We start from the raw sequence: 24,119 nt of genomic DNA, 5'->3' as shown, positions 1-24,119 counted from the left end.
AATTTAATATTAACTATTCAATTCTTCTAGTTTGAAGGTCACATTTACACCAAATCACTTGTTTTTAGACATAAAAAAAGGCCCCCGAAGGAGCCTTTCAACATTTATATGAAATTATTTAACGATTAATTTCTTAGAAACTTGTCCACCATCTTTTGTTTGAACTTTCAATACATAGTTTCCACTTACAAAACCTCTTAAATCAACTTTATTCGATTTTACAGTTTTAACTAATTGACCTGTTAAGCTATAAACTTGAACAAAATCAACTTCAACATCAGACTTGATTTGAACAAAATCGCTAGACGGGTTTGGATATACTTCAACTCCTTTTCTAGAAGCAAAATCGTTAACACCCATAGTTTCAACTACCGTTACAGTAACTGTCTCCGTAGATGTATTTCCATTAGCATCCGTAGCAGTAACCGTTACCGTATATTCTCCTAATTCAGTAAACTCATCTTGACTTAAAGTAATAGTTACATCACCACCACAGTTATCTGTAGCCGTTGCAACATCTTCAACCATGATAGAAACAGAAGCATTACCTTCTAATCCAATCATTAAATCTTCAGTTGTAATTACTGGCGCCAAGTTATCCTCAACCGTAACAACTGCAGTTCCTGTTGCACTATTTCCAGCCTCATCAGTTACAGTTAAAGTTACTGTATTCTCACCAACATTTGAACAATCAAAGCTTGTTACATCTAAACTCATAACTAAGTTTTCGCTTGTAGTTACATCATCAGAAGAACCATTATTAACTTCGTCAGCTGAAATTGAAGCCATTCCATTTTCATCTAATTCTACTGTCACATCTTGTGTAACAACTGTTGGTGCAACAACATCATCAACTACAACTTCTTCGCATTCGATAGCAATAGTGATTGTACCTGTAGTTGTACTTCCAACATTCCAATGAGCAATATATACATAGTACATTTGACCTTCTACCGTATCTTCTACTGTATATGTTTCCTCTCCTGTAGAACTATCTTTACATCCGACATTCACTAAAGCATCACACGTACCTGTATTAATAGACATTTCGTGATCAAAACTAGCTGATGAAACAATGCTAATATCAGCTCCTGTTCCTTCGAACGAGAACCAAATTCCGTTATTTCCTAAATTACATCCACTTGGTGAAGTCGCTGAAGAACCAGCCGAAGAATACGTTACAGGTTCTGCATTACATTCTAAAGCAATTGCACCATCACAAGTTTCGTTTACTGGAGGACAATTAGCCGGTGCATCAGCTGCTTCTGTTACACTACATAAATTATCTTCAACACCAGTTGCTACAACTTCTACATCTGTTCCTGCCGCAAAAGGACCGAAAGTATGCGAAGCATCAGCTGCTACTTCAACAGCCTCACCACCATTGGCAGATAAACTGTAGTTATCATTTCCTGATCCACCAGATAGACTAGCTACAACAAAGAACTCACCATCTGCATCTAAACAATCGATTTCATCACCATTAGCATCTTGAGTTGTTAAACTTAAGGTTGGAGCTGTACAATCTGGCACTTCAGCACAATCTATACTAACAGAAATACTTCCTGTTGCGTTAGTATATGAGCTATAATGTGCGATATAAACGTAGTACATTTCACCCGCAACTGTAGATTCTAACGTGTAGATTTCCTCATTTATAGTACCGTCTTTACATGCGATAAAAGTTAAATCATCACAAGATCCAGTTTGCATAGACATTTTATGATCAAAACTTGCCATAGATGTAATCGTAATTGCCGCACCCGTTCCTTCAAATGAGAACCATAATCCATTATTTCCGATACTACATCCATCTGGTGAAATATTGGTAGAGCTAGCAGAAGAATAAGTTACAGGCTCCTCTCCACAAGCTAATGCAATAGGATTTGCACAAGAGTTATCTACAGGCGCTGGAACACCAACACACTCACAATCTTCAGTCACCACATCATTTGCAGTATTAGGATTTCCATCATCACAAGCGTCTCCAATATTTGCAGACAATTCCTGACAATCAAATCCTTCGCAAGTCAAGCTAACCGTAATGTTACCTGAGTTTCCTGAAGAATAATAAGGTCTAACTTTGAAGTAATAAGTTCCAGCATCAGAAACTGTAAAATACTCATTAAAGTCAGAACAAGCTCCAACTTCGATTAAATTACCACAATCGTCACCCATAAATAATTGAACCACTGCATCAAATGCCGAAGTTTCAGCAATTGTATATAATTGAGTTCCATCTGTTGTAAAGCTAAACCATACATCTGCAGTTCCACTTCCATAACAAGTATCTTCTTGTGTTTCAACTGCTCCTACCAAACTTTGAGAAATCTCCTCTCCACAAGTTATTTCTGTTGCGTTACAAGCTTCATTATTTTCTGCTAAAGGCGTTCCTTGACATTCGCAATCTTCAGTTATTACATCGTTTAATGTATTTGGATCACCATCATCACAAGAATCTCCTATATCCGCATTTAAACTCGAACAGTCGAAGTCTTCACAAGTTAAACTTACGGTAATCTCTGCTTCATTATTTAACGAAGAGTATGGACGAACTCTAAAATAGTAAGTTCCAGGCTCAGTAACCGTATAGTTTTCCGTAATATCAGAACACGCTCCTGCTTCAACTAAGTTACCACAATCATCACCTATAAATAATTGCACAATAGCATCGAATGAAGAAGTTTCGGCAACTGTTACTTTTTGAGTTCCGTCAACAACAAAACTAAACCAAACATCAGACGATCCACTTCCATTACAGCTATCTTCTATCGAAGAAGAAGCTCCGATTAAACTTTGTGTAATTACATCTCCACAAGTTAAAGCAGTTGCGTCACACGCTTCATCATTATCAGCCGCAGGAATACCAACACATTCACAATCTTCATTTACCGTATCATTATTTGTATTTGGGTTCCCATCATCACATGCAGCACCAATGTTAGCTTCTAATACAGGACAATCGTAAGCTGACACATCTGTTACAATAAAAGTGTAATCTTCGAATTCACCATATAAAAATCCTGTTGCACAAGGTGCTATATCACCAGTTGTACTCAACCAGTGACTAACAATTCTCATTCTTGTCGAACCCAACATAGCGTCCTGTGGAACTTCAAATGATCCACTATGACTTAATGAATATGAACTGGTCTGAAAAGCAACCTCATCTGCTGCAAAAGTTCCATCTTGGTTCCAATCAACCCAGATTCTGAAACCAGCAGAACCTCCACTTACATTAACCGAGAAGTTAACTGCACCGCCTTGCCCCTGTTCTACGACCATATCGGTGAAATCACCATATCCGTCTGGGGAGAAACCTGAATCAAGATTAGAAACAGATTGATGCCCGCCTTCAGTTGTGAAATTATTAATATATCTTGAAGTTACAGTTGCCGAAGGTATACAATAGTCAGACATAGCAAATGCGCTATTCCTGAAAAACACATGGTTGAAGTTACCTTGATAATTTAATGAATTTTCTAGACTTAAAGTCTTTGCTTGATACCACGCCCCAAAGGAGGAGTTGGTTTCAAGGTTTGAATTGTTGGAAACACCGAACATCAAGGTACTACAAAGCACACTTAAGGTCCAGAAGTAAAAGTTTCTCATAATTTAATTTTTTTTAACGTTTAGTTTCAAACTTAAGAAATAATTATAAAAACTAAAACTTGCTCATTAAATAGTTTTAATTACTCATAAAACAACAATAATTCAACTATTTATTTTCATAATTCATAATTTAACAATTCATAAGAGGCTTGAATTTAGAAAGTTTTCAAAGCAATGTTTTAACATTTAAGTTAAACTCATAAAGTTTGAAGTTGATATTCTAAGTATTTTTTAATTAAAAGAAAATACTCTACACTTTATCAACTACTTAGTTTCATCTCAAACTAGTTTTCAGTTATTAAGGAATACAATTTGCAAGCATAAAGTCTTATTAAAACTTGGAACATATTTAAGATTTCCAATTTTGATATCTCTTAAATAAAAAACATAATATAAAATGAGTAAAGAAATTAGAAAAGGACCTCAAGCTAAAGACACAAATGTCGATGTATTAGTTGTAGGGTCTGGTACAGGAATGATGGCAGCATTAAAAGCTAAGAGCGGAGGTCTAAGCACTTTAATTATCGAGAAAACCGAAGTTGTGGGAGGTTCTGTAGCTAGATCGGGTGGTGCTTTTTGGATTCCTGCGAACTCAGTTTTATTAGAAGAAGGCCAAAAAGACACTTTAGAAGAAGGAAAAACCTACCTATCTACTCTAGCCCAAGATTCACCTGAAAAGCGATGGAATGCATTTTTGGAGTATGGTGATCCCGCAGTTAATTTTTTAAGAGAAAACACCGATTTAGATTTTATGTGGTCTAAGGGTTATTCAGATTATCATCCAGAAAACCCAGGAGGTAAGCCTATGGGGCGAAGTGTTGAATACAAACCTTTTAACGTAGCTTCTTTAGGCGAAGAATTTAATCGATTCAGACCTGGAGTGATGGAGGCTTCTGTTCCAATGCCTATTACTGGTTATGCTTATAAGCGTTTGAATCTAATGATGAGAATGCCGTTTCAAGCTTTGCCTATAATCTTAAAAAACTTATCTAAAGGTGTTGGGGGAAAAATCCTTGGAAAAAACTATCAAGCAGGTGGACAAGCCTTGGCGGCGGGATTATTTAAAGCAGTTATTGATGCGGATATCCCTGTTTGGACTCGCACGGAAATGAAAGAATTGATGTATGAAAATGATCGTATCGTAGGTGTCAAAGCAGTTCAAGATGGCCAAGAAGTTACAATTCGCGCTAATAAAGGAGTAATTCTCGCAACTGGTGGATTTGACCACGATCAAGAAATGCGTATTAAGCATAATTCAGATAGATTTAGCAAAAGAGAATATAGTTTAGGTGCCGAAGGCAATACAGGAGATGGAATTAAAATAGCAGAAAAAATTGGAGCTGATAAGGCTTTAATGGATCAAGCTTGGTGGTTCCCGGCGATTGCTCCTTTCAAAAAAGGAGGACAAGTTCAAGTAATGTTAGCCGAACGTTCATTGCCGGGTAGTTTTATTATTAATCAAGATGGAGAGAGATTCATCAATGAAGCAACAGATTATATGACCTTTGGGCAAAAGATTTTTGAACTAGAAAAGGAAGGTCGTCCCATTGATGACATGTACATTATATTGGATACTAAATACAAGAATAGCTATTTATTTGGTGGATCCGTTTTCCCTTATGCGCCTTTCCCTGAAGAGTGGTACGAGGCAGGAATTGTGCATAAAGCAGAATCACCAGCAGCCTTAGCCAAAGCGATTGGAGTTCCAGCAGAAAAGTTTGAAGCAACCTTCCAGAAGTTTAATCAAATGGCCGAAAAAGGAAAAGACACAGAATTCCAGCGTGGAGATAGTGCGTATGATAGATATTATGGTGATCCAACTATAAAACCAAATCCAAATTTACGCCCATTAGATTCTTCTAAAACACTCTATGCAGTTAAGATGGTTTTATCTGACTTAGGTACTTGTGGCGGAATTAAAGCCGATGAATTAGGTAGAGCTTTGCGCCCAGACGGTAGCGTAATTGATGGTTTATATGCTATTGGTAATAATGCAGCCAACGTATTTGGTAAATCTTATCCAGGTGCAGGAGCCACCATCGGTCAGGGAATTGTTTTTGGATATATTGCTGCAAAACATATTGCTGAGTCCTAAAGTCCAGGTGGATTTAAATAATATTTAATTAATATTAGAAAGCCATTTCATTGAAGAAGTGGCTTTTTTAGTTTTAGTATTTAAATTTCATTTGAGTTTTGAGCAAAAAAAAAGTGCCTCTTACAGAAGGGGCACTTTGTGTTTTTTTGTGTGTTAAAAATTATTTAACAGCATCTTTTAAATCTTCTGCAGCGTCTTCAACGTTCTCTAACTGCTCCTCAGCAGCGTCAGTTGTAGCGTCTAACATATCGTCAGCGTTTTCAACAGCTCCGTCAACAGCTTGGATTGCATCACCAGCAGCTTTTTGAACTTCGTCAACTTTAGCTTGTAATTCAGCAACTTTAGCTTCAGCAGCTTCTACTAATGTAGCGTCTCCACTTGCTTTTGCTTCTTCTAATTCTTTAGTAGCTTCGTTTAAAGCGTCTTGAGCTTCTTTTACGTCAGCGTTTAAAGCCTCTTGTGCATCAGCAACGTTTTCTCCGTCAACTGTTTCTACTTCTGTTTCAACTGTTGTTTTTTCACCTTCTGATTTACAAGAAGTAAATGCGAAGAAACCAACTACTGCTAAAGATAATAATACTTTTTTCATTTCAATGTTTTTTAATTTCAATTAGCAAAATTACTAAATCTTTGAATACAATTAACATTTTTTTTGAATTAAACTTAATTTTTATTAAATGCCATTATATTATAGAATTAAATAATACTCTTAGGCTCACTACTTAATTTATAAATAATTCATAAATTCGCACTCATCTATAAATACTACACTTAAAGAGCGATATGAGAAATAAATTTCCTGAATACAATCATCTGGATTTAGTGAAGATTTCAGAAGAAGAATTATCCTTTTGGAAGAAGGATAGAACTTTTGAGAAAAGTATCACCACCAGAGAAGGTAACGAGCCATACCTATTCTACGAAGGACCACCTTCGGCGAATGGACAACCTGGAATTCACCACGTTTTAGCTCGTGCGATTAAGGATATTTTTTGTAGATATCAAACCCTAAAAGGAAAACAAGTTAAGCGTAAAGCCGGATGGGATACGCATGGTCTTCCTGTTGAGCTTGGTGTTGAAAAAGAATTAGGAATCACCAAAGAGGATATCGGAACCAAAATTTCTATCGAAGATTATAACCAAGCTTGTAAAGAAGCGGTTATGCGCTATACCGATATTTGGAACGACCTAACCGAGCGCATCGGATATTGGGTTGATTTAGATGACCCTTATATCACCTACGAGCCTAAATATATGGAATCTGTATGGTGGTTGTTGAAGCAGATTTACAACAAAGACCTTATGTATAAAGGTTATACAATTCAACCTTTTTCACCTAAAGCGGGTACCGGTCTGAGTTCACATGAGCTTAATATGCCAGGAACTTACCGTGATGTTAGTGATACTTCGGCTGTAGCTCAATTTAAGGTTAAAAAAGACAGCACAGATTTATTTAATGATATCGATGCCGATGTGTATTTATTAGCATGGACGACCACTCCTTGGACGCTTCCATCGAACACGGCATTGACGGTAGGTAACAAGATTGACTATGTTTTAGTTAAATCTTACAACCAATATACACACGAACCTATTTTAGTGGTTCTAGCAAAATCATTATTAAACTATCAATTCAGTAAGAATTATTTTGCAGCGGAATCTGAAGAAGACTTCACGAATTATAAAGCAGGAGACAAAAAAATTCCATTTGAAGTAATTAAAGAATTTAAAGGATCTGACTTAGTTGGAACTAAATACGAACAACTACTTCCTTGGGCGACTCCTTATATAAATCCAGAAAAAGCATTCCGTGTGATTCCTGGAGATTTCGTAACGACTGAAGATGGTACAGGAATCGTTCATACGGCTCCTACTTTTGGTGCGGATGATGCCAAGGTAGCTGAGGAAAATGATATTCCACCTATGTTGGTTTTAGATGATCAAGAGAATCCTGTTCCTTTGGTTGATCTGCAAGGTAGATTTATAGAAAGTTTACCAGCTCCATTTGGTGGTAAATACGTTAAAAATGAATACTACGACGATGGCGAAGCTCCAGAGAAATCAATTGATGTTGAAATCTCTATTCTATTAAAAGAGCAAAATCGTGCCTTTAAAGTAGAAAAATACAAACACAGTTATCCACATTGTTGGAGAACTGATAAACCAATTTTATACTATCCATTAGATTCTTGGTTCATTAAAATTTCTGAACAAAGAGAAAAATTGGTTGAATTAAACAAAAAAATTAATTGGAAACCAAAATCTACGGGAGAAGGTCGATTTGGAAACTGGTTAGCTGAGGCAAAAGACTGGAACTTATCTCGTTCAAGATATTGGGGAATTCCTTTACCAATCTGGAGAACAGAAGAAGGTAAAGAAGAAATCATTATTGGTTCTTTAGAAGAATTAATGACCGAAATCCAAAAATCGATTGAGGCTGGATTTATGACTGAAAATCCATTCAAAGGTTTTGTTCCAAATGATTTTTCAGAAGAGAACTATAGCAAAGTTGATATCCACAAGAACATTGTAGATAAAATTACTTTGGTTTCTCCATCCGGCAAACCAATGAAACGTGAGGCGGACTTGATCGACGTTTGGTTCGATTCTGGTTCTATGCCTTATGCTCAATGGCATTATCCTTTTGAGAGATCAGAGGATTTAGATGTTATTGCGCCAGCGGATTTCATTGCCGAAGGTGTTGACCAAACACGTGGATGGTTCTATACCCTACATGCAATTTCAGGTTTGGTATTCGATAATATTGCTTATAAAAACGTTGTTTCGAATGGTCTTGTTTTAGATAAAAACGGTCAAAAAATGTCGAAACGATTAGGGAATGCAGTTGATCCATTTGAAACCATAGAAACTTATGGTCCAGATGCAACAAGATGGTATATGATTGCCAATGCGCAACCTTGGGAAAACCTAAAGTTTGATTTAGAAGGTATCGATGAGGTAAGAAGAAAATTCTTTGGAACCTTATATAATACCTATTCTTTCTTTGCATTATATGCTAACGTTGATGGTTTTGTAAACCAAGAAGAGCAAATACCATTGAAAGATCGTCCTGAATTAGATCGTTGGATTTTATCTGAGCTACATACTTTAATTAAAACAGTTGATACCAACTTAACCGAATACGAGCCAACAAGAGCAGCAAGAGCTATTCAAGAGTTTGTTGGGGATAACTTAAGTAATTGGTATGTAAGATTGAACAGAAGACGTTTCTGGAAAGGTGAATATACACAAGACAAAATTTCTGCATATCAAACGCTTTATGAGGTTTTAGTAAGTGTGGCTAAATTAGCTTCGCCTATTGCTCCATTCTTTATGGATCGTTTATACCGAGATTTAACGTCTGTAGTTGGAAATGAAGAATCTGTACACATTGCAGATTTCCCAGCTTATGATGAAAGTGTTGTTGACATCGAACTACAAGAAACTACGCACTTGGCACAACGTGCAACGAGCATGATTTTCTCATTGAGAAAGCAAGCAGATCTTAAAGTTCGTCAACCATTACAAAAAGTAATGATTCCTGCGCAGGATCAGAAAATGCTTGACCGATTAAAAAGAATTTCTAGCTTGTTAAAGCAAGAAGTTAACGTGAAAGAAATTGAAATTATTACTCACGAGGAAGCTGCGGATATTTTAGTTAAAGAAGCAAAACCAAACTTCAAGAGCTTAGGTCCAAAATTCGGAAAAGACATGAAGTTAGTTGCTGCTGCCATTAAACAAATGGATTCGAATGCAATCAGCCAATTGGAGGCTAATTCTTCTTATGATATTGAAATTAATGGAGAAACTCATACGCTTCCGATTGAAGACTTTGAGATCATCACTAAAGACATTCAAGGATGGGTGGTTGCTGTTGATGGAAATTTAACACTTGCATTAGACACAACATTGAACGATGATTTAATTCATGAAGGAATTGCACGTGAGCTAGTTAATAGAATTCAGAATTTAAGAAAAAGTACAGGTCTAGAAGTTACCGATCGAATTAATATTGTTTTAGAGTCGCAACCGACTTTAGAAGTTGCAATTAATAAAAATAAAGATTATCTTAGTAACGAAACTTTAACAGATTCAATTTCGTTTCAGGATAAGCTAGAGAGTGAGCATATGATAGAGATTGATGATATTGTTTCGCACATAACGATAAACAAAATCTAAACAATATGTCAAAAGAAGTACAAACACGCTACTCTGATAAAGAATTGGCGGAATTTAAAGAGATTATAGAGAAGAAAATTCAGCAAGCTGAGAGTGATTTGCAATCTATTCGTGAATCATTTATCAACGATTTAGATAATGGAACAGACGACACCTCGCCTACTTTCAAAGCTTTTGAAGAAGGATCTGAGACGATGAGCAAAGAACAAAATGCTCAGTTAGCAGCTCGTCAGGAGAAATTCTTAAGAGATTTGAGAAATGCGCTTATCCGTATTGAGAACAAAACCTACGGAATTTGTCGTGTCACCGGTAAATTGATCGGCAAAGAACGTCTGAAGCTAGTTCCTCACGCTACATTGAGCATCGAGGCGAAAAACAGACAGTAGTCATTTATTAAAATTAAGATTTTGGCAACATCAAGTTTAAATTTATTTTAACTTTGTTGCCATAATTTTTTATATCTATATAGTTTGAAGAAGATTGGCCTTATTGCGATTATCATTATCTTAATTGATCAGATTTCTAAATTTTACATTAAAACCAACTTCCAGTTAGGAGAGAGTTTAACCGTGATTCCAGATTGGTTTCAATTGGTTTTTGTAGAGAATCCAGGAATGGCATATGGAATGCAAATGGGCGGAATTTTCGGGAAGATTGCATTAGTTGTTTTCCGATGGGTTTTAATTATTTGGGGAACTTGGTTTTTGACTAAAAATGTAAAAATTTACACTTCAAATTACTTTATTATACCTGCAGCTTTGATTTTGGCTGGTGCTTTTGGAAACGTAATCGACAGTTCTTTCTATGGTCTTATCTTCGACTCTGGAACTACCTACAACGAAGAATTTGAGCAATGGCAAGGCTATTTCGGACAAGTTTCTAAAGCAGACTTTTCTGGATATGCTCCACTCTTTCAAGGAACTGTAGTAGATATGTTACATTTTCCGCTTTTTGATTATACCTGGCCAGAATTCATTCCTATGATTGGCGGTAAATCAGGAACTTTCTTTGCTCCAGTTTTTAATATTGCCGATAGCGCAATCACTGTGGGCGGAATTTTATTATTATTATTTAAGGATAGAGCTTTTACTCTTCCATCTCAAAATTTAAACTAGATTTAAATTAATTACTAATCTATCATTTTCATGAGAGTATTAACAGGCGTACAAAGTACAGGAACACCACATTTTGGAAATATTTTAGGTGCCATTCTTCCGGCTATCAACATGGCAAACGAAGAACAAAACGAAAGTTTTTTATTTATTGCAGACTTACACTCTTTAACTCAAATTAAAGATCCAAAAGTATTGCAACAAAACACATACGAAACAGCTGCTACTTGGTTAGCATTAGGTTTAAACCCAGAGAAAACTGTTTTCTATCGTCAATCGGATGTACCACAAGTTTCTGAATTAACATGGTATCTATTGAACTTTTTCCCTTATCAAAGACTTACGCTTGCGCACTCATTTAAAGACAAAGCAGGTAGATTAGAAGATGTTAATGCGGGTTTATTCACCTATCCTATCTTAATGGCTGCTGACATTATTTTATATGATGCAGAAGTAGTTCCGGTGGGTAAAGACCAAATGCAACACATTGAAATCACAAGGGATGTAGCCTCTAAATTCAACCATCAAATGGGAGAAACTTTTGTTCTTCCAGAAGGTAAAACTAATGAGGATACTATGTACATTCCTGGTACGGATGGTGAGAAAATGAGTAAATCTCGAGGTAATTTTATCAATATTTTCTTGCCTAAAAAACAATTGCGTAAGCAAGTAATGTCGATTGAAACGGATAGCACACCTTTAGAAGAGCCTAAAGATTATAATACTTGTAACGTTTTCAATTTATATAAGTTATTAGCGACCCCAGATCAGATCACAGAAATGAAAGCTAATTATGAGCGTGGTGGATATGGTTATGGGCATGCAAAACAAGCTTTATTTGAGCTTATTTTAGATACTTTCGCGGAGCCTAGAGAGAGATTCGATTATTTGTTAAACAACAAACACGAAATCGATGAAGCGCTTAGTTTAGGCGCAAAAAAAGCGAGCAAGGTGGCTGATGCAACACTTGCCCGCGTAAGAACCAAGTTAGGCTTCAAGAATTAAAACCTAAAACTTTTAAAATTTTATTGTGGAACTTGTGAAGCTGATTTAATATCGGCTTCATAAACTTCTGCAAAGTATTTAAGTACTAAATCCTTTACCTCATCCATATCTATATCGCGATCTAATTCACGTTGTAGAGAGGTCACATTTTTATCTTTAATTCCACAAGGAACGATATAATCAAAGTAGCGTAAATCTGTGTTTACGTTTAAAGCTAAACCATGCATGGTTACCCATCTAGAAGCTTTCACTCCCATAGCACAAATTTTTCGAGCAAACGGAGTTCCTACGTCTAACCAAACACCTGTTTCGCCCTTACTTCTTTCTCCTTTAAGTCCATAGTGTGCAATCGTCTTAATAATCACCTCTTCCATGCTGCGCATATACCAATTTATATCTTCCTTAAAATTGGCTAAATCCAAAATCGGATAAGCTACTAGTTGTTTCGGACCATGATAGGTGATGTCTCCTCCTCTATTGGTTTTAACATAAGTAGCATTGATTTCATCGAGCATTTTTTCGTTAGCTAACATGTTTGCTTCGTCCCCCGATTTACCTAAAGTATAAACGTGTGGATGCTCAACAAAATATAAAAAGTTGGGCGTTTGTTGATTATCAATTTCTGTTTGCAACTCTGGTTCCTCTTCTAAACGTCTCTCCCAGTCGCGAATTTGTTTTTTTATATCTACAATCTGTTGCAATTTTTCTTCTTGCATATCCCAAATCTTTTGGTAGTCTTGGAATTGACCTAAGTCTTCAAATTGAATTAATTTATTTTTCATAACAACATTTACAGCTTCAAATTTAGTGAAATAAAAAAAATCCGACCTTAGGACGGATTATAATTTTTTGGTTGAAGTTAAATCAATCAAATATCATGTATTTTAATTGTGTGACAAACAAAAGAACAAAAAGTAAAAGTAATGCAATTATTCTCATATAAAGTTTATTTGCTTTTAAAGATAAAATTTTTTCTATCCATTTCAAAGCAAGAAATCACATATTTGATAAATATTCTACAGCCATTTATGTAATCATAGGAGTCCCAATATTTTAACACATTGGCCCCATTCTTAAATTATTTCTTATTTATAATTTAAAATAACGAGAAGTTGTTAAAACCTATATTTTAATTAAGTTTTAAACCTTCAAGATGCATTAGAATAGACTAAGAAAAATGAATATCTATTTTTAAGATTTAGCTGGTAAGCTTGTATTTGGCTCTTTTGCTTTATTGGATCTATCTACCCATTTAACAATCAGAACACTTAGCTCATACAATAATAGCAACGGAATCGCTGCAACAAACATACTTAGCAGGTCAGCAGGTGTAATGATGGATGCAATCGTAAGAATTACAATAAAAGCGTGCTTTCGATAGGTTTTTAAAAATTCTGGTGTCACCAATCCAATTCTAGCCAAGAAATAAACAATAATAGGAAGTAAAAACACCACTCCCATCGCCAAGGTAGTTTGAAGGAACATATTAATATAAGTCATAATGGTCCATTCGTTGGCAGCATTAAAAGGTGTGAAATAATACATAAAATTCACCGACAATGGAATCACCATAAAATAACTAAATGAAACTCCTAATAAGAAGAACATCACCGTGAATAACATGGTAGCGTTTGAGTACTTTTTTTCTTTTGGTGTTAAGCCAGGTTTTAAGAATTGAAATAACTCGAATACGATGTAAGGCAATGATACTATGATTCCTGAAACCAATAATACACCAATCATGGCGGTAAATTGACCACCAAATTCAAGGTTTTTAAGGGTAATATTAAAATCCTTATTAAACATATCATCAAAACCAATCAGGCTCCCCATTTTATTGAAGTATCGAAATGTAATGAAGTCAGAGCTCAAAGGTGCCATAATAAAACCTTCGATCACTTTCCAAAATATTCCAACCAAGCCCATGGCAACGGCAACTCCTATAATGGCTCTAATCAGATGCTTGCGCAACTCTGATATATGATCCAAAAAGGGCATTTCATCTCTATTCTGCTGTTTATTCTGCACGTATTCCTTCGTTTGTAAGTCCATGGAAATCTATAATTCCCACATACTCGTTATTATCATCTACCACTACCAATTGACCAATTTTGTGTTCATTGATCAACCTAAGTGCTTTTCTTGCTAAAATAGATTTTTTAATTGTTTTAGGATTTAAAGAAGCAATATCTCGCGCCTTAAGGTGTGAGAAATCTGTAAATTTTTCCAGCATTCTTCTTAAATCACCATCGGTAACAACCCCCACAATTTCATTTTGATCCTTCACCACTGTAATACCAAATCTTCCTGAAGATAAAGATTGAATTACTTCCTTGATCGGAGCGTCAATACTTACTTCTGGTTTTTGGGTTTCATCTAACATATCTTCTACTTTTAGCAAAAGTTGTTTCCCCAAAGATCCACCTGGATGGAATTTACCAAAATCATTTCCAGTAAAGCCCTTCATTTGCTGCAATGTCATAGCGATAGCATCACACAAAACAAGTTGAACTGTAGTACTAGATGTTGGGGCTAAATTCAAAACTCCGGCTTCTTTTTCCACAGTGGCGTCTAAAACGATATCACAGTTGCGTGCTAAATAAGAATTTAAATTCCCTGTAATCGCAATTGTTTTTGCAGAAAACTGCTTAATGGAAGGTAAAGAAGATTTTATTTCAGCGGTGTTTCCCGATTTAGACAGAATAAGACAAACATCCTCTTTTTGAATTAATCCAACATCACCGTGTAATGCTTCTCCGGCATGCAGAAACTGAGAAACTGTGCCCGTAGAATTCAAGGTTGCAACCATTTTTTGTGCAATCGGTGCATTTTTACCAACGCCAACTACTACTATTTTTCCTTTAGCGGAAAACATGGCTTGAACGCATTCAGAAAAATTTAACGTTAAATTTCCTTTCATACGCTTCACTTCAGTGATTTCACTTTCAATGATTTGCTCTCCGATTTTTAAAATTTCTTCAGTTTCCAATGATTTCAGTTTGTATGGATTAAAATTTATGTCTAAATTAGGTCAGACAAATTTAAAAAGTCTTTTTGATTTTACGCTATGGCGAGTAATAAACATAATCTTTCAAAATCCCTAAAGCAGTATTTTGGCTTCGATAAGTTCAAGGGTGACCAAGAAGAAATTATTTCAACATTATTAGACAAGAACGATGTATTCGTACTTATGCCGACGGGTGGAGGAAAATCTCTTTGCTACCAACTTCCGGCACTCCTTTCAGATGGATTGGCTATCGTGATATCACCGCTAATTGCGCTGATGAAAAACCAAGTGGATGCAATTCGTGGTATTTCTGCCAACGATGGTATTGCCCATGTTTTAAATTCATCTTTAAATAAAACTGAAATCAATCAAGTTTTATCTGATATCAACGAGGGTGTAACCAAGTTGCTATATGTTGCGCCAGAATCTCTTACGAAAGATGAATATGTTGAATTCTTCAAAAACACAAATATTTCGTTTTTTGCCATAGACGAGGCTCACTGTATTTCTGAGTGGGGTCATGATTTCCGTCCAGAGTATCGAAATATTAAACATATTATTCAGAAAATTGGTATCGCTCCAATTATTGCCTTAACGGCTACTGCTACACCAAAAGTTCAAGAGGATATTCAGAAAACCTTGGGAATGCAAGAAGCTGAAGTTTTTAAAGCTTCCTTTAACCGCCCTAATTTATTCTACGAAGTTCGTCCGAAAGTTGATATAGACAAACAGATAATTAGGTTCATTAACAAAAGAAAAGGACAATCTGGAATTATATATTGCTTGAGTCGTAAAAAAGTTGAGGAAATGTCTCAACTGCTTCAATTAAATGGAATCTCTGCTATCCCTTATCATGCAGGTTTGGATTCAAAAACTCGCGCTAAGCATCAAGATATGTTCTTAATGGAAGATGCCGATGTGGTGGTTGCAACCATTGCTTTTGGAATGGGAATCGACAAACCCGATGTTAGATTTGTGATTCACTATGATTTTCCTAAGAGTTTAGAGGGATATTATCAAGAAACCGGACGTGCGGGCCGCGATGGTGGCGAAGGCTATTGTTTGGCGTTCTACGATTATAAAGACATTGAGAAGTTAGAGAAATTTTTATCTGGTAAACCTGTTTCTGAAAGAGAAATTGGAATGCAGCTTTTAAACGAAGTTGTTGCCTACGCAGAAACTTCTATGTCTAGAAGAAAATATTTACTCCACTACTTTGGTGAAACCTACGACGAAATTAATGGCGAAGGTGCCGACATGGATGATAACATGCGGAATCCTAAGAAAATGAAAGAAGTTTCTAAGGAATTAAAGTTCTTTTTAGAAGTCGTAAGAGATACCAACGAAAAATTAAAACTTAAGGACTTAGTTAATGTTTTAATTGGTAAGAGTTCTGTAATTATTAAGTCTTATGGACTAACTGCAGAAGAATTTTATGGCGCAGGTAAAGAAGATGGCGATAATTTCTGGCGTTCGATCGGACGACAAGCTACCATTAATGGCTATTTAGAAAAAGAAATTGAAAGCTATGGAATTCTAAAGTTGACGCCAAAAGGAGAAGACTACATTAAAGAGCCAACTAAATTTGAAATCGCCGAAGACCATGATTATTCGGATATGCAAGAAAAGGCAGATGATTTAAATAAAGCTGGCGGAGGTGTTCTTGACCAAACTTTATTAGAATACTTAAAAGATCTTCGTAAAAAAGTTGCGAAAAGACATAAAATTCCACCTTTTGCTATTTTCCAAGATCCAAGCTTGGAAGATATGGCGCTTAACTATCCAACGAACCTAGATGAATTAAGTAATATTTTTGGTGTTGGTGAAGGTAAGGCAAAGAAATTCGGTAAAGATTTCGTGGCTTTAATTGCTAAATATGTTGAGGACAACGATATCGAGAAGCCAGATGATTTAGTGATTCGTCAAATTGTAAATAAATCTACCAACAAGGTTTACATTATTAAGAGTACGGATAGAAAGATGAACTTCGAGGATATTGCAAAAGCCAAAGGTTTGAGCATGGAAGAACTTCTATCTGAAATGGAAAGTATTATCTACCAAGGAACCAAATTGAACATTGATTACTATGTCAATGAAATGGTTGACGAAGAGTTAATTAATGAAGTGATGGATTTCTTGATGGAGGATGCAGAAACTGATAGCATGACTGAACTATTAGAAGAGTTTGGGGATGATTTAGACGAGAATGAGCTTAGATTACTAAGAATTAAGTTCATTAGTGATGTAGCGAATTAAAATCGCTTAAACCTCAGCATTTGAGCTCAAAACAATTGAGTCTTTAAATCTTAAAAAAATAATGATAAAGAAGTTTGAGTCCTAGACTTAGACTTCTTTTCTTTTTTAATATTCAGTTAGATAATATTAAATCTTTATTTTAGCAGTTCAAACCAAAAACAATGAAGTTGGAGCAGATCTTAATATTAGTTTTAATCGGAATTATGGCTGGTTTCATCGGTGGAATGGCAGGAATTGGTGGTGGACTTGTAATTGTTCCATTGCTTATTATGTTTATGGGGATGTCTCAGCACCAAGCTCAAGGAACAAGTATTGGAACTTTAGTTATTCCAATTGCTCTTTTAGCAGCCATTAATTACTCCAAGGCCGGTTATATAAATTGGAAATTCGTTGTATTTCTCGCCCTCTCCTTTATGGTAGGAAGCTACTTTGGTTCTAAATTAGCCATTAGCTTAGACGCTAAACTTTTGAAGAGAATCTTCGGAACTATTATGATTATTGCGGCGATTAAGATGTATTGGGACTCTTTTAAATAAAAAAAGCTTAATCAACCATTAAGCTTAGCATTCCTTCCCAATAAGTTATAAAACTTGAATTATATTTTATCCAAACCAAAGAAGGAGCATAAGTTATAAAATAACTAATATGCTCGTTGGTTTGAATTCGGTATTTTAAAATCTTCCCATACCAAGGGTTTAAAGAGATTAAATCTCTCTTACATTTCGTTTTCTAAGATTCTTACTAAGTCTTGTGGTTGTAGAATTCCACTTTCTCTCCAGACTTGTTCTCCATCTTTAAATAACAATAAAGTAGGAACGCTCTGAACCATACATTGTGCAGCAACAGTTGAATCCTTATCGATATCAACAACAACTAACTTCACTTTGTCTCCAACTTCAGCCTGAACCTTTTCTAAAATTGGTTTCATCATTTGACATGGACCACACCATTCTGCTGTAAAATCCACCAAAACCAATTTATTACTCGTTAAAATCTCTTGTAAATTTGCCATCCAATCGTTTTATTTAAATTAAGAATATTAATTTATCACAAAATTAATCAAAAACAACAATACAATATTGCGTTTTGATTAAATTATTCAAAAATGACGAAATATTCTGACTTCTTCAAATCGAATATTTCGTCTTTATGTTTTTAAGCTAAGTTTCTCTCTAAACTTTTCCAACCTCCACCATTATAAACATCAAAGCCTTTTGACTTTAAAATACCTTTGGCAGTTCCACTTCTTGCACCTGATGCACAACAAGTTATTATGGTTCTATCTTGTTTTAAAGATCCTAATTTAGAAGAAAGTTCATTCAAAGGAATATTCTTCGCTCCTTTTATGTGCCCTGACTCAAATTCCTTTTTAGACCGAACGTCTATAATCACTGCTCCATTCTCTACCAATTCTTTGAAATCGGTTTTAGAACCAAACAGTTTCTGAATTAATCCGCCCAACATATCTCTCCGGCCTCGATTAACTGTTCAGCTTGTTCCCATCCACCAGCATTAAAACAGTCTACATCTTGTTGGCTCAAAAACTGATGAGCAGCTCCACTTCTACCTCCACTCTTACAACAAAGTGCAATCGGCTGAGGAAGTGCTTTAATCTCCTCTAATTTCGCTTGAATTTCACCTAAAGGAATGTTTAAGCTATTCGCTACATGTCCTTCTTCGTATTCGTATTCATCTCTAACGTCGATGATTGTTTTAAACTTTTTCATTATTAACTTTAATATTTAATGCAAAATTAAGCAGTTTCAATTAAATCACTGTAATCTAAGTTACTTCTGACTAATCAATTCTTTGGCCTGTTGTATCGCAGCTTCAGATACCTCTTTACCACTTAACATTTGCGCTAATTCTTGTATTCTTTCTTCTTCGTTCAACACTTGAACACTGGATTGGGTTACTCCGTCAATATCTTGTTTTTTCACCTTGAAATGATGTTGACCATAAGCAGCTACTTGTGGTAAATGCGATATTGCAATCACTTGAATATGCTTACCAGCTTCCGCCATAATTTCCCCCATGCTACCAGCAATTTTTCCAGAAACTCCGGTATCGATTTCATCCAAAATCAAAGTTGGTAAATCCTTATGCTTAGCAACAGATTCTTTAATCGCTAGCATTAGCCTACTTCTCTCTCCACCAGAAACTGATTTATTAATCGACTTAAGCGGGATTCCTTTGTTGGCAGAGAAAAGAAGCTTGATTTGATCCTTACCAAACTCGTTGAAGTTTTCGCTTTCTAAAATTTCAAAAGCTAATTCTGCATTCGGCATTCCCAACTTGTGCAAAGAATTCGAAATTTCGTTCACAATTATAGGCGTGGTTTTCTTTCTTTGTTGCGACAATTCCTCTGCTTTGCCAGCAAGATCTTTTTTCAACTTGCTAACTTCTTTTTCTAAGCGAGAAATACTTTCCTCAATTTGAAGTGTATCGGATAATTTTTCGCTTAAATCATTTTTAATTTTAATTAAATCCTCAATTTCTTGGACGTAATGCTTTTGAAGCAACTTGTTCAGTTCATTCAGTTTTTGTTGAATCTCCATCAACCTCTCCGGATTGATTTCAACGCTTTCTAGCTTGGAATTCAACTCTTGGGTGATATCTACAGTTTCTATCCTTAAAGCCTCTATACGCTCATCTAATTGGGACGATTCCAGGAATTCTGATAGTCCTTTAGATTTACTAACTATAGAGTTTAATGTAGTTAAAACACCATAATCTTCATTCTCCAATATTTGAAGCATTTCAGATAAGTTAAGCGCGATTTCTTCTGCATTTTCTAATGAATATTGCTCTCGCTCCAATTCTTCTAAAGATACATCTTCTAAATGTGCCGCTTCTAATTCCTCAAAAAGAAATGAATTATAATCATACTCTTGTTGAAACTCAGCTTTTTTCTCTGTTAGCTTTTTAAGTTCTGCTTGCTTTTCTTTAAAAATGTGAAACTCATCTCTGAAAACTCGAACTTTTTCTTGTTGTTGAGCAACGGCATCTATCCATTCAAACTGGAAAGCATCTTTTAATAAATCCGCAGTTTGAAATTGAGAATGAATATCGATGAGTGCTCCACTTAATTTATTGAGAACAGTAAGTTTAACAGGTACATCATTTACAAAAGCCCTTGTTTTCCCTGAGGGTAAAATCTCTCTTCTAAGGATCGAAATATCTTCATAATCCAAATCATTTTCCTCAAAAAAAGATTTTAAATTTAATTTTTTAATATCAAAATGAGCTTCGATGATACATTTTTGCTCTTGATTTTTGATGGCTTGTAAGTCGGCTCTTTCTCCTAGCACCAACTTAAGCGCACCTAATAAAATAGATTTTCCGGCACCTGTTTCTCCGGTTAGAATAGTTAAACCAGAAGAGAAATCTAAGGATAGCTCATCTATTAAGGTGTAGTTTGTAACAAAAAGATGGGTTAGCATGAATTATTGTATCGTATTCCACTGATTAGAATTAGACGGCGAAATGGTATTCAATAAGCTTTTTAGTTTACTGATTTGAATGGTTGGTTTTAAACCTCCAGAAAATATTTGAGATATTTCACTTTTCTTTGCTTGGAAAAATAAATCTAAAGGATAATTCTGTGAGTAATTATTAGAGGTTTGGAAACTTTCTAAAGTTAGAATCGCATTCCCAATAGCATTTTTAGCATTCAACTCGTTTTTAGCCATTAAATCTAAACCAAGTCTGTGATAAGTATAATAGGCTGCTCTCAAAGCTTTATTTTTTGGCCCTAAAACATCGTTCACTAATCCAGAACGGCTTCTTGGACCTGCCATCGTAGACCATCCTGAGAATCTAGAACTATTAGCTAAGCCTGAAATTTGTTGAGCTGTTTGAAAGTAAGGATCACCACCATTTCTAACAAAGGTATCAGCATCATATCCAAGTACCATATAGATATAATATCCAATTACATCGGTTAGGTTTTTATCACTAAATTTTCTTGGGTTGAAAATTAATTGCTCATATTCTGTGTATTCAAACGTAAAGTCATTATCACTCACATTCAAAATCGGTGAATAATAATTAGAACCAAAAACAGGTCTTCTACTTTGAACTAGTAAATTAGCTTTATAGGTATTTGAACTAACTTTCTCACGGATGATAATGGTAAAGTTACATTCAATTTTCTCTTGAATTTTATAAGTTTTATCTGTCCATTTAGTGGTATTGATAAAATCTTTTAAACTCTTTTCTAAAGCCGTGTAAGCCGTAGTATTTGAACCTTGAATTTGAGAAAAATCAACTTTTACCTCAGCCAATAACTCCTGCGAAGAAGCATAACTAAAAATAAAAGTGAATAATATGAATAAATACTTACGCATTAGTTTTTAAATTTTGTGCTATAAAGGTAAGAATATCTTTGGCAACTTCTGTTTTGGATTTTAATGGAAAAGATAAAGGTTCTTTATCAGCTGTAATAAAAGTTACCTTATTAGTTTCAACACCAAAACCTGCATCTTCATCTTCCAAAGTATTCAGTACAATTAAGTCAGCGTTCTTACGCTCTAACTTTCCTTTTGCATGTTTTATTGCATCGTTGGTCTCCAAAGCGAAGCCAACTAACATTTTATTTCCTTTTTTGGTACCTAAATGTTTTAAAATATCTGGATTCTTAACCATTTCAATGGTCATTTTATCCGAATTCTTTTTAATCTTCTGATCAGCAATTTCTGCAGGTCTATAGTCTGCAACAGCTGCCGCCATAATTACAATATCTTGAGCTTCATAGACACTTTCAATCGCCTCTAGCATACTCAAAGCAGACGTAACATCCATTCTCTTGATATTATACCCATCTACCGATTGATGCGTTGGACCAGCAACCAAGGTAACCTCAGCTCCTAACTTTTCGGCCATTTTAGCTAACTCAAATCCCATTTTCCCAGAGGAATGATTACCAATGAATCTTACTGGGTCGATTGCTTCATAGGTAGGTCCGGCAGAAATTAAAATTTTCTTTCCGCTTAAGATTAAATCCTTTTTGAAAAAGTTCTCAACGAATTTCACAATCTCATCTGGCTCTTCCATTCGTCCTTGTCCTACCAATCCACTTGCTAACTCTCCCGAAGTAGCTGGGATAACTAAATCTCCATTGGATTGAATTTTTTCTAAATTCTCTGCTGTAGATGGGTGTTGGTACATGTCTAAATCCATGGCTGGTGCAACTATTACTGGACACTTCGCCGAAAGATAAGTTGCCATCACAAGATTATCGCAATGACCATCTGCCATAGACGAAAGCGTTCTAGCAGTTAATGGAGCAATAATCATAGCATCGGCCCAAAGACCTAACTCTACATGATTTGCCCAATCACCTTTTTCGTTAGAAAACTCCCACTCTACAGGATTTTTGGATAAAGTAGCAAGGGTAAGTGGCGTAACGAATTTAGTTGCCTCTGGTGTTAAAATCACTTTCACCTCAGCTCCTTTTTTAATCAATGCGCGCACAAGAAAAGCCGATTTATAAGCGGCAATTCCAGCACTCACAGCTACTAGTATTTTTTTATTCTTTAAAACAGACAATGTGCAAGGTTTTTAAAATGAAAAAGCATCATAAAACCCAAAAACCCTAAAGAATTAGGTGATTATTTTTGGGCTTTTTGATGCGATTAAAATAAGTTGACTCAAGAATTATTTAATCTTGATCTCCTTTTCTGGTCTTCTAAAGTAAACATTACCATCCTTCCATTCTTTGATTGCAATGGCAGTAGGTTTTGGTAATCTTTCGTAGAATTTAGATACTTCAATTTGCTCTCTGTTCTCAAAAATCTCTTCTAAAGAATCTGAGTGTGCAGCGAATTCATCTAATTTCTCTAATAATTCTGTTCTTAATTCACTTTGAATTTGCTCAGCTCTTTTACCCATAATGGCAATAGCTTCGTACAAATTTCCAGTTGGCTCCTCAATTTTGTCGCGGTTATACGTTTTTGTCGTTAACTCCGCTTCTACATTTTTATAGTCCATATTATGATTGGGTCTTCTTTTTTTGTTCTTCTATTTGTTTTAAAACTTCTGCATGCAACTTAGTCTCTTCATTAAGCTTTTCGTTCCACTCATCCGCTTCTTTCTTAAACTCAGTATTTGGATATTTTCTAATAAACAAACGATAAGTCGTAGCTGCATCTTTCAATCTCAACTCCTTTTTATCGAAAATACTTTTAATCGCTAACTCAGATCTAGAGCGTAATAAATACATATTCGCCTCTTCAATTAAATTTGAATCAGGAAAATCATCTAAGAAATTAGCAAAAGATACGGCAGCTGCTTTATATTTCAAAGTTTTATGATAGGCTTTTGCAATTTCAAAAGCTTTTCTCTCTAATTTTTGCTGTAATTCATTGATTAAAGCATTCGCTTCTTTAACTTTCTCTGAACTTGGGTAAGCATCAATGAATCCTTGTAGTTCTCTAATAGCCTCGTAGGTATTGGTTTGATCCAAATTATATTTTGGAGAACCTTGATAATAACTAAAAGCTGACATATACAATGCCTCTTCTGCTCTATCGCTTCTATTGAACCCTGTGTAGAAATTCTTGAATTGCTTAGCAGCTAAAGTATAATTCTTGTCATTATAGTTAGCGTAAGCACTTTTATATGCAATCTCTTCAGCCTGTTCTGTTCCAGCATAAGCAGAAGCCACTTTACGATATAACTCTATCGCATAAGGCCATTTTTCTTGTTCATATAGCTCATCCGCTGCGTTTAAAATAAACTCAGGTTCTGTGCTCTTCATGGCTTTTTCGTAGGTCTTGTTACACGAAACTAACAAGCCAAGGAAAAAGACTATCACAACTACTTTTTTCAACATCATGCAAAAATAAGGTTT

The 24,119-nt window shown here is 35.3% G+C and carries 20 protein-coding genes; 7 read left to right on the top strand and 13 right to left on the bottom strand.

Annotated elements, in window-relative coordinates; all coding sequences use genetic code 11:
- Positions 1 to 114: 114 nt before the first annotated feature.
- A complete protein-coding gene (locus NLM59_RS10385; protein ID WP_304417716.1) occupies positions 115 to 3,612 on the bottom strand; it encodes a GEVED domain-containing protein in 3,498 nt (1,165 codons plus the stop codon).
- A 397-nt stretch (positions 3,613 to 4,009) separates the two neighbouring features.
- Between NLM59_RS10385 and NLM59_RS10380 the strand changes: the two genes are divergently transcribed.
- The gene (locus tag NLM59_RS10380) at positions 4,010 to 5,707 is read left to right on the top strand and encodes a 3-ketosteroid-delta-1-dehydrogenase (protein WP_304417715.1); all 1,698 of its coding nucleotides are present in this window, start codon (positions 4,010 to 4,012) and stop codon (positions 5,705 to 5,707) included.
- Between the two features lie 160 nt (positions 5,708 to 5,867).
- On the opposite strand, the gene NLM59_RS10375 is transcribed toward NLM59_RS10380, so the two are convergent.
- On the bottom strand, positions 5,868 to 6,296 hold the full coding sequence (locus NLM59_RS10375; RefSeq protein ID WP_304417714.1) for a hypothetical protein: 429 nt from the start codon (positions 6,294 to 6,296) through the stop codon (positions 5,868 to 5,870).
- A gap of 194 nt (positions 6,297 to 6,490) precedes the next feature.
- Here NLM59_RS10375 and ileS point away from each other — a divergent pair, with 194 nt between their 5' ends.
- The 4 genes from ileS to trpS all read left to right on the top strand — a co-directional run bounded on the left by ileS (position 6,491) and on the right by trpS (position 12,003).
- Positions 6,491 to 9,886 carry an isoleucine--tRNA ligase gene (gene ileS / locus NLM59_RS10370; RefSeq protein WP_304417713.1) on the top strand — a complete coding sequence of 1,132 codons (3,396 nt, stop codon included), beginning with the start codon at positions 6,491 to 6,493 and terminating at the stop codon, positions 9,884 to 9,886.
- Between the two features lie 5 nt (positions 9,887 to 9,891).
- On the top strand, positions 9,892 to 10,272 hold the full coding sequence (locus NLM59_RS10365; RefSeq protein WP_304417712.1) for a TraR/DksA family transcriptional regulator: 381 nt from the start codon (positions 9,892 to 9,894) through the stop codon (positions 10,270 to 10,272).
- A gap of 84 nt (positions 10,273 to 10,356) precedes the next feature.
- On the top strand, positions 10,357 to 11,001 hold the full coding sequence (locus NLM59_RS10360) for a lipoprotein signal peptidase (protein WP_304417711.1): 645 nt from the start codon (positions 10,357 to 10,359) through the stop codon (positions 10,999 to 11,001).
- Between the two features lie 30 nt (positions 11,002 to 11,031).
- Positions 11,032 to 12,003 (top strand): tryptophan--tRNA ligase, encoded by a 972-nt coding sequence (gene trpS / locus NLM59_RS10355; protein WP_304417710.1) that lies wholly within the window; start codon positions 11,032 to 11,034, stop codon positions 12,001 to 12,003.
- A 20-nt stretch (positions 12,004 to 12,023) separates the two neighbouring features.
- On the opposite strand, the gene lipB is transcribed toward trpS, so the two are convergent.
- The 3 genes from lipB to NLM59_RS10340 form a co-directional block, all read right to left on the bottom strand.
- Positions 12,024 to 12,785, bottom strand: coding sequence for a lipoyl(octanoyl) transferase LipB (lipB, locus tag NLM59_RS10350; protein ID WP_304417709.1), 762 nt, complete (start codon positions 12,783 to 12,785; stop codon positions 12,024 to 12,026).
- A 409-nt stretch (positions 12,786 to 13,194) separates the two neighbouring features.
- Positions 13,195 to 14,055, bottom strand: a complete 861-nt coding sequence (tatC, locus tag NLM59_RS10345; RefSeq protein WP_304417708.1) for a twin-arginine translocase subunit TatC — start codon at positions 14,053 to 14,055, stop codon at positions 13,195 to 13,197.
- A complete protein-coding gene (locus NLM59_RS10340) occupies positions 14,021 to 14,992 on the bottom strand; it encodes a KpsF/GutQ family sugar-phosphate isomerase (protein ID WP_304417707.1) in 972 nt (323 codons plus the stop codon). Before NLM59_RS10340 ends, tatC begins: the two co-directional genes overlap by 35 nt.
- A gap of 78 nt (positions 14,993 to 15,070) precedes the next feature.
- On the opposite strand from NLM59_RS10340, the gene NLM59_RS10335 reads away from it, so the two are divergent.
- Together NLM59_RS10335 and NLM59_RS10330 are read left to right on the top strand one after the other, a co-directional pair.
- Positions 15,071 to 17,266: a RecQ family ATP-dependent DNA helicase gene (locus NLM59_RS10335; RefSeq protein ID WP_304417706.1), complete on the top strand. Its 2,196-nt coding sequence runs from the start codon at positions 15,071 to 15,073 to the stop codon at positions 17,264 to 17,266.
- A 161-nt stretch (positions 17,267 to 17,427) separates the two neighbouring features.
- The gene (locus NLM59_RS10330) at positions 17,428 to 17,802 is read left to right on the top strand and encodes a sulfite exporter TauE/SafE family protein (protein ID WP_304417705.1); all 375 of its coding nucleotides are present in this window, start codon (positions 17,428 to 17,430) and stop codon (positions 17,800 to 17,802) included.
- A gap of 179 nt (positions 17,803 to 17,981) precedes the next feature.
- Here the strand turns inward: NLM59_RS10330 and trxA are convergent, their stop codons facing one another.
- From trxA to NLM59_RS10290, 8 genes are all read right to left on the bottom strand, one after another.
- Positions 17,982 to 18,278, bottom strand: coding sequence for a thioredoxin (gene trxA, locus NLM59_RS10325; protein ID WP_304417704.1), 297 nt, complete (start codon positions 18,276 to 18,278; stop codon positions 17,982 to 17,984).
- Positions 18,279 to 18,421: 143 nt separating this feature from the next.
- Positions 18,422 to 18,730 carry a rhodanese-like domain-containing protein gene (locus NLM59_RS10320; protein ID WP_407986238.1) on the bottom strand — a complete coding sequence of 103 codons (309 nt, stop codon included), beginning with the start codon at positions 18,728 to 18,730 and terminating at the stop codon, positions 18,422 to 18,424.
- The gene (locus NLM59_RS10315) at positions 18,715 to 18,993 is read right to left on the bottom strand and encodes a rhodanese-like domain-containing protein (protein WP_304417703.1); all 279 of its coding nucleotides are present in this window, start codon (positions 18,991 to 18,993) and stop codon (positions 18,715 to 18,717) included. The genes NLM59_RS10320 and NLM59_RS10315 overlap by 16 nt, the downstream gene beginning before the upstream one ends.
- A 60-nt stretch (positions 18,994 to 19,053) precedes the next feature.
- Positions 19,054 to 20,709, bottom strand: a complete 1,656-nt coding sequence (gene recN, locus NLM59_RS10310; protein ID WP_304417702.1) for a DNA repair protein RecN — start codon at positions 20,707 to 20,709, stop codon at positions 19,054 to 19,056.
- 3 nt (positions 20,710 to 20,712) lie between these two features.
- Positions 20,713 to 21,615: a type IX secretion system protein PorD gene (gene porD / locus NLM59_RS10305; RefSeq protein ID WP_304417701.1), complete on the bottom strand. Its 903-nt coding sequence runs from the start codon at positions 21,613 to 21,615 to the stop codon at positions 20,713 to 20,715.
- Entirely contained in the window at positions 21,608 to 22,816 is a 1,209-nt protein-coding gene (coaBC, locus tag NLM59_RS10300; protein ID WP_304417700.1) for a bifunctional phosphopantothenoylcysteine decarboxylase/phosphopantothenate--cysteine ligase CoaBC, read from the bottom strand. Before coaBC ends, porD begins: the two co-directional genes overlap by 8 nt.
- 108 nt (positions 22,817 to 22,924) lie before the next feature.
- Positions 22,925 to 23,257: a DNA-directed RNA polymerase subunit omega gene (locus NLM59_RS10295; RefSeq protein ID WP_304417699.1), complete on the bottom strand. Its 333-nt coding sequence runs from the start codon at positions 23,255 to 23,257 to the stop codon at positions 22,925 to 22,927.
- Between the two features lies 1 nt (position 23,258).
- Complete coding sequence (locus NLM59_RS10290; RefSeq protein ID WP_304417698.1) at positions 23,259 to 24,104, bottom strand: outer membrane protein assembly factor BamD; 846 nt, start codon at positions 24,102 to 24,104, stop codon at positions 23,259 to 23,261.
- Positions 24,105 to 24,119: the final 15 nt, after the last annotated feature.

The sequence above is a fragment of the Profundicola chukchiensis genome, from assembly GCF_029664245.1.
GTDB classification, from domain to species: domain Bacteria; phylum Bacteroidota; class Bacteroidia; order Flavobacteriales; family Weeksellaceae; genus Profundicola; species Profundicola chukchiensis.
Note: the sequence above shows the minus strand (reverse complement) of the source record. Positions and strands in the feature narration are given on the sequence as shown.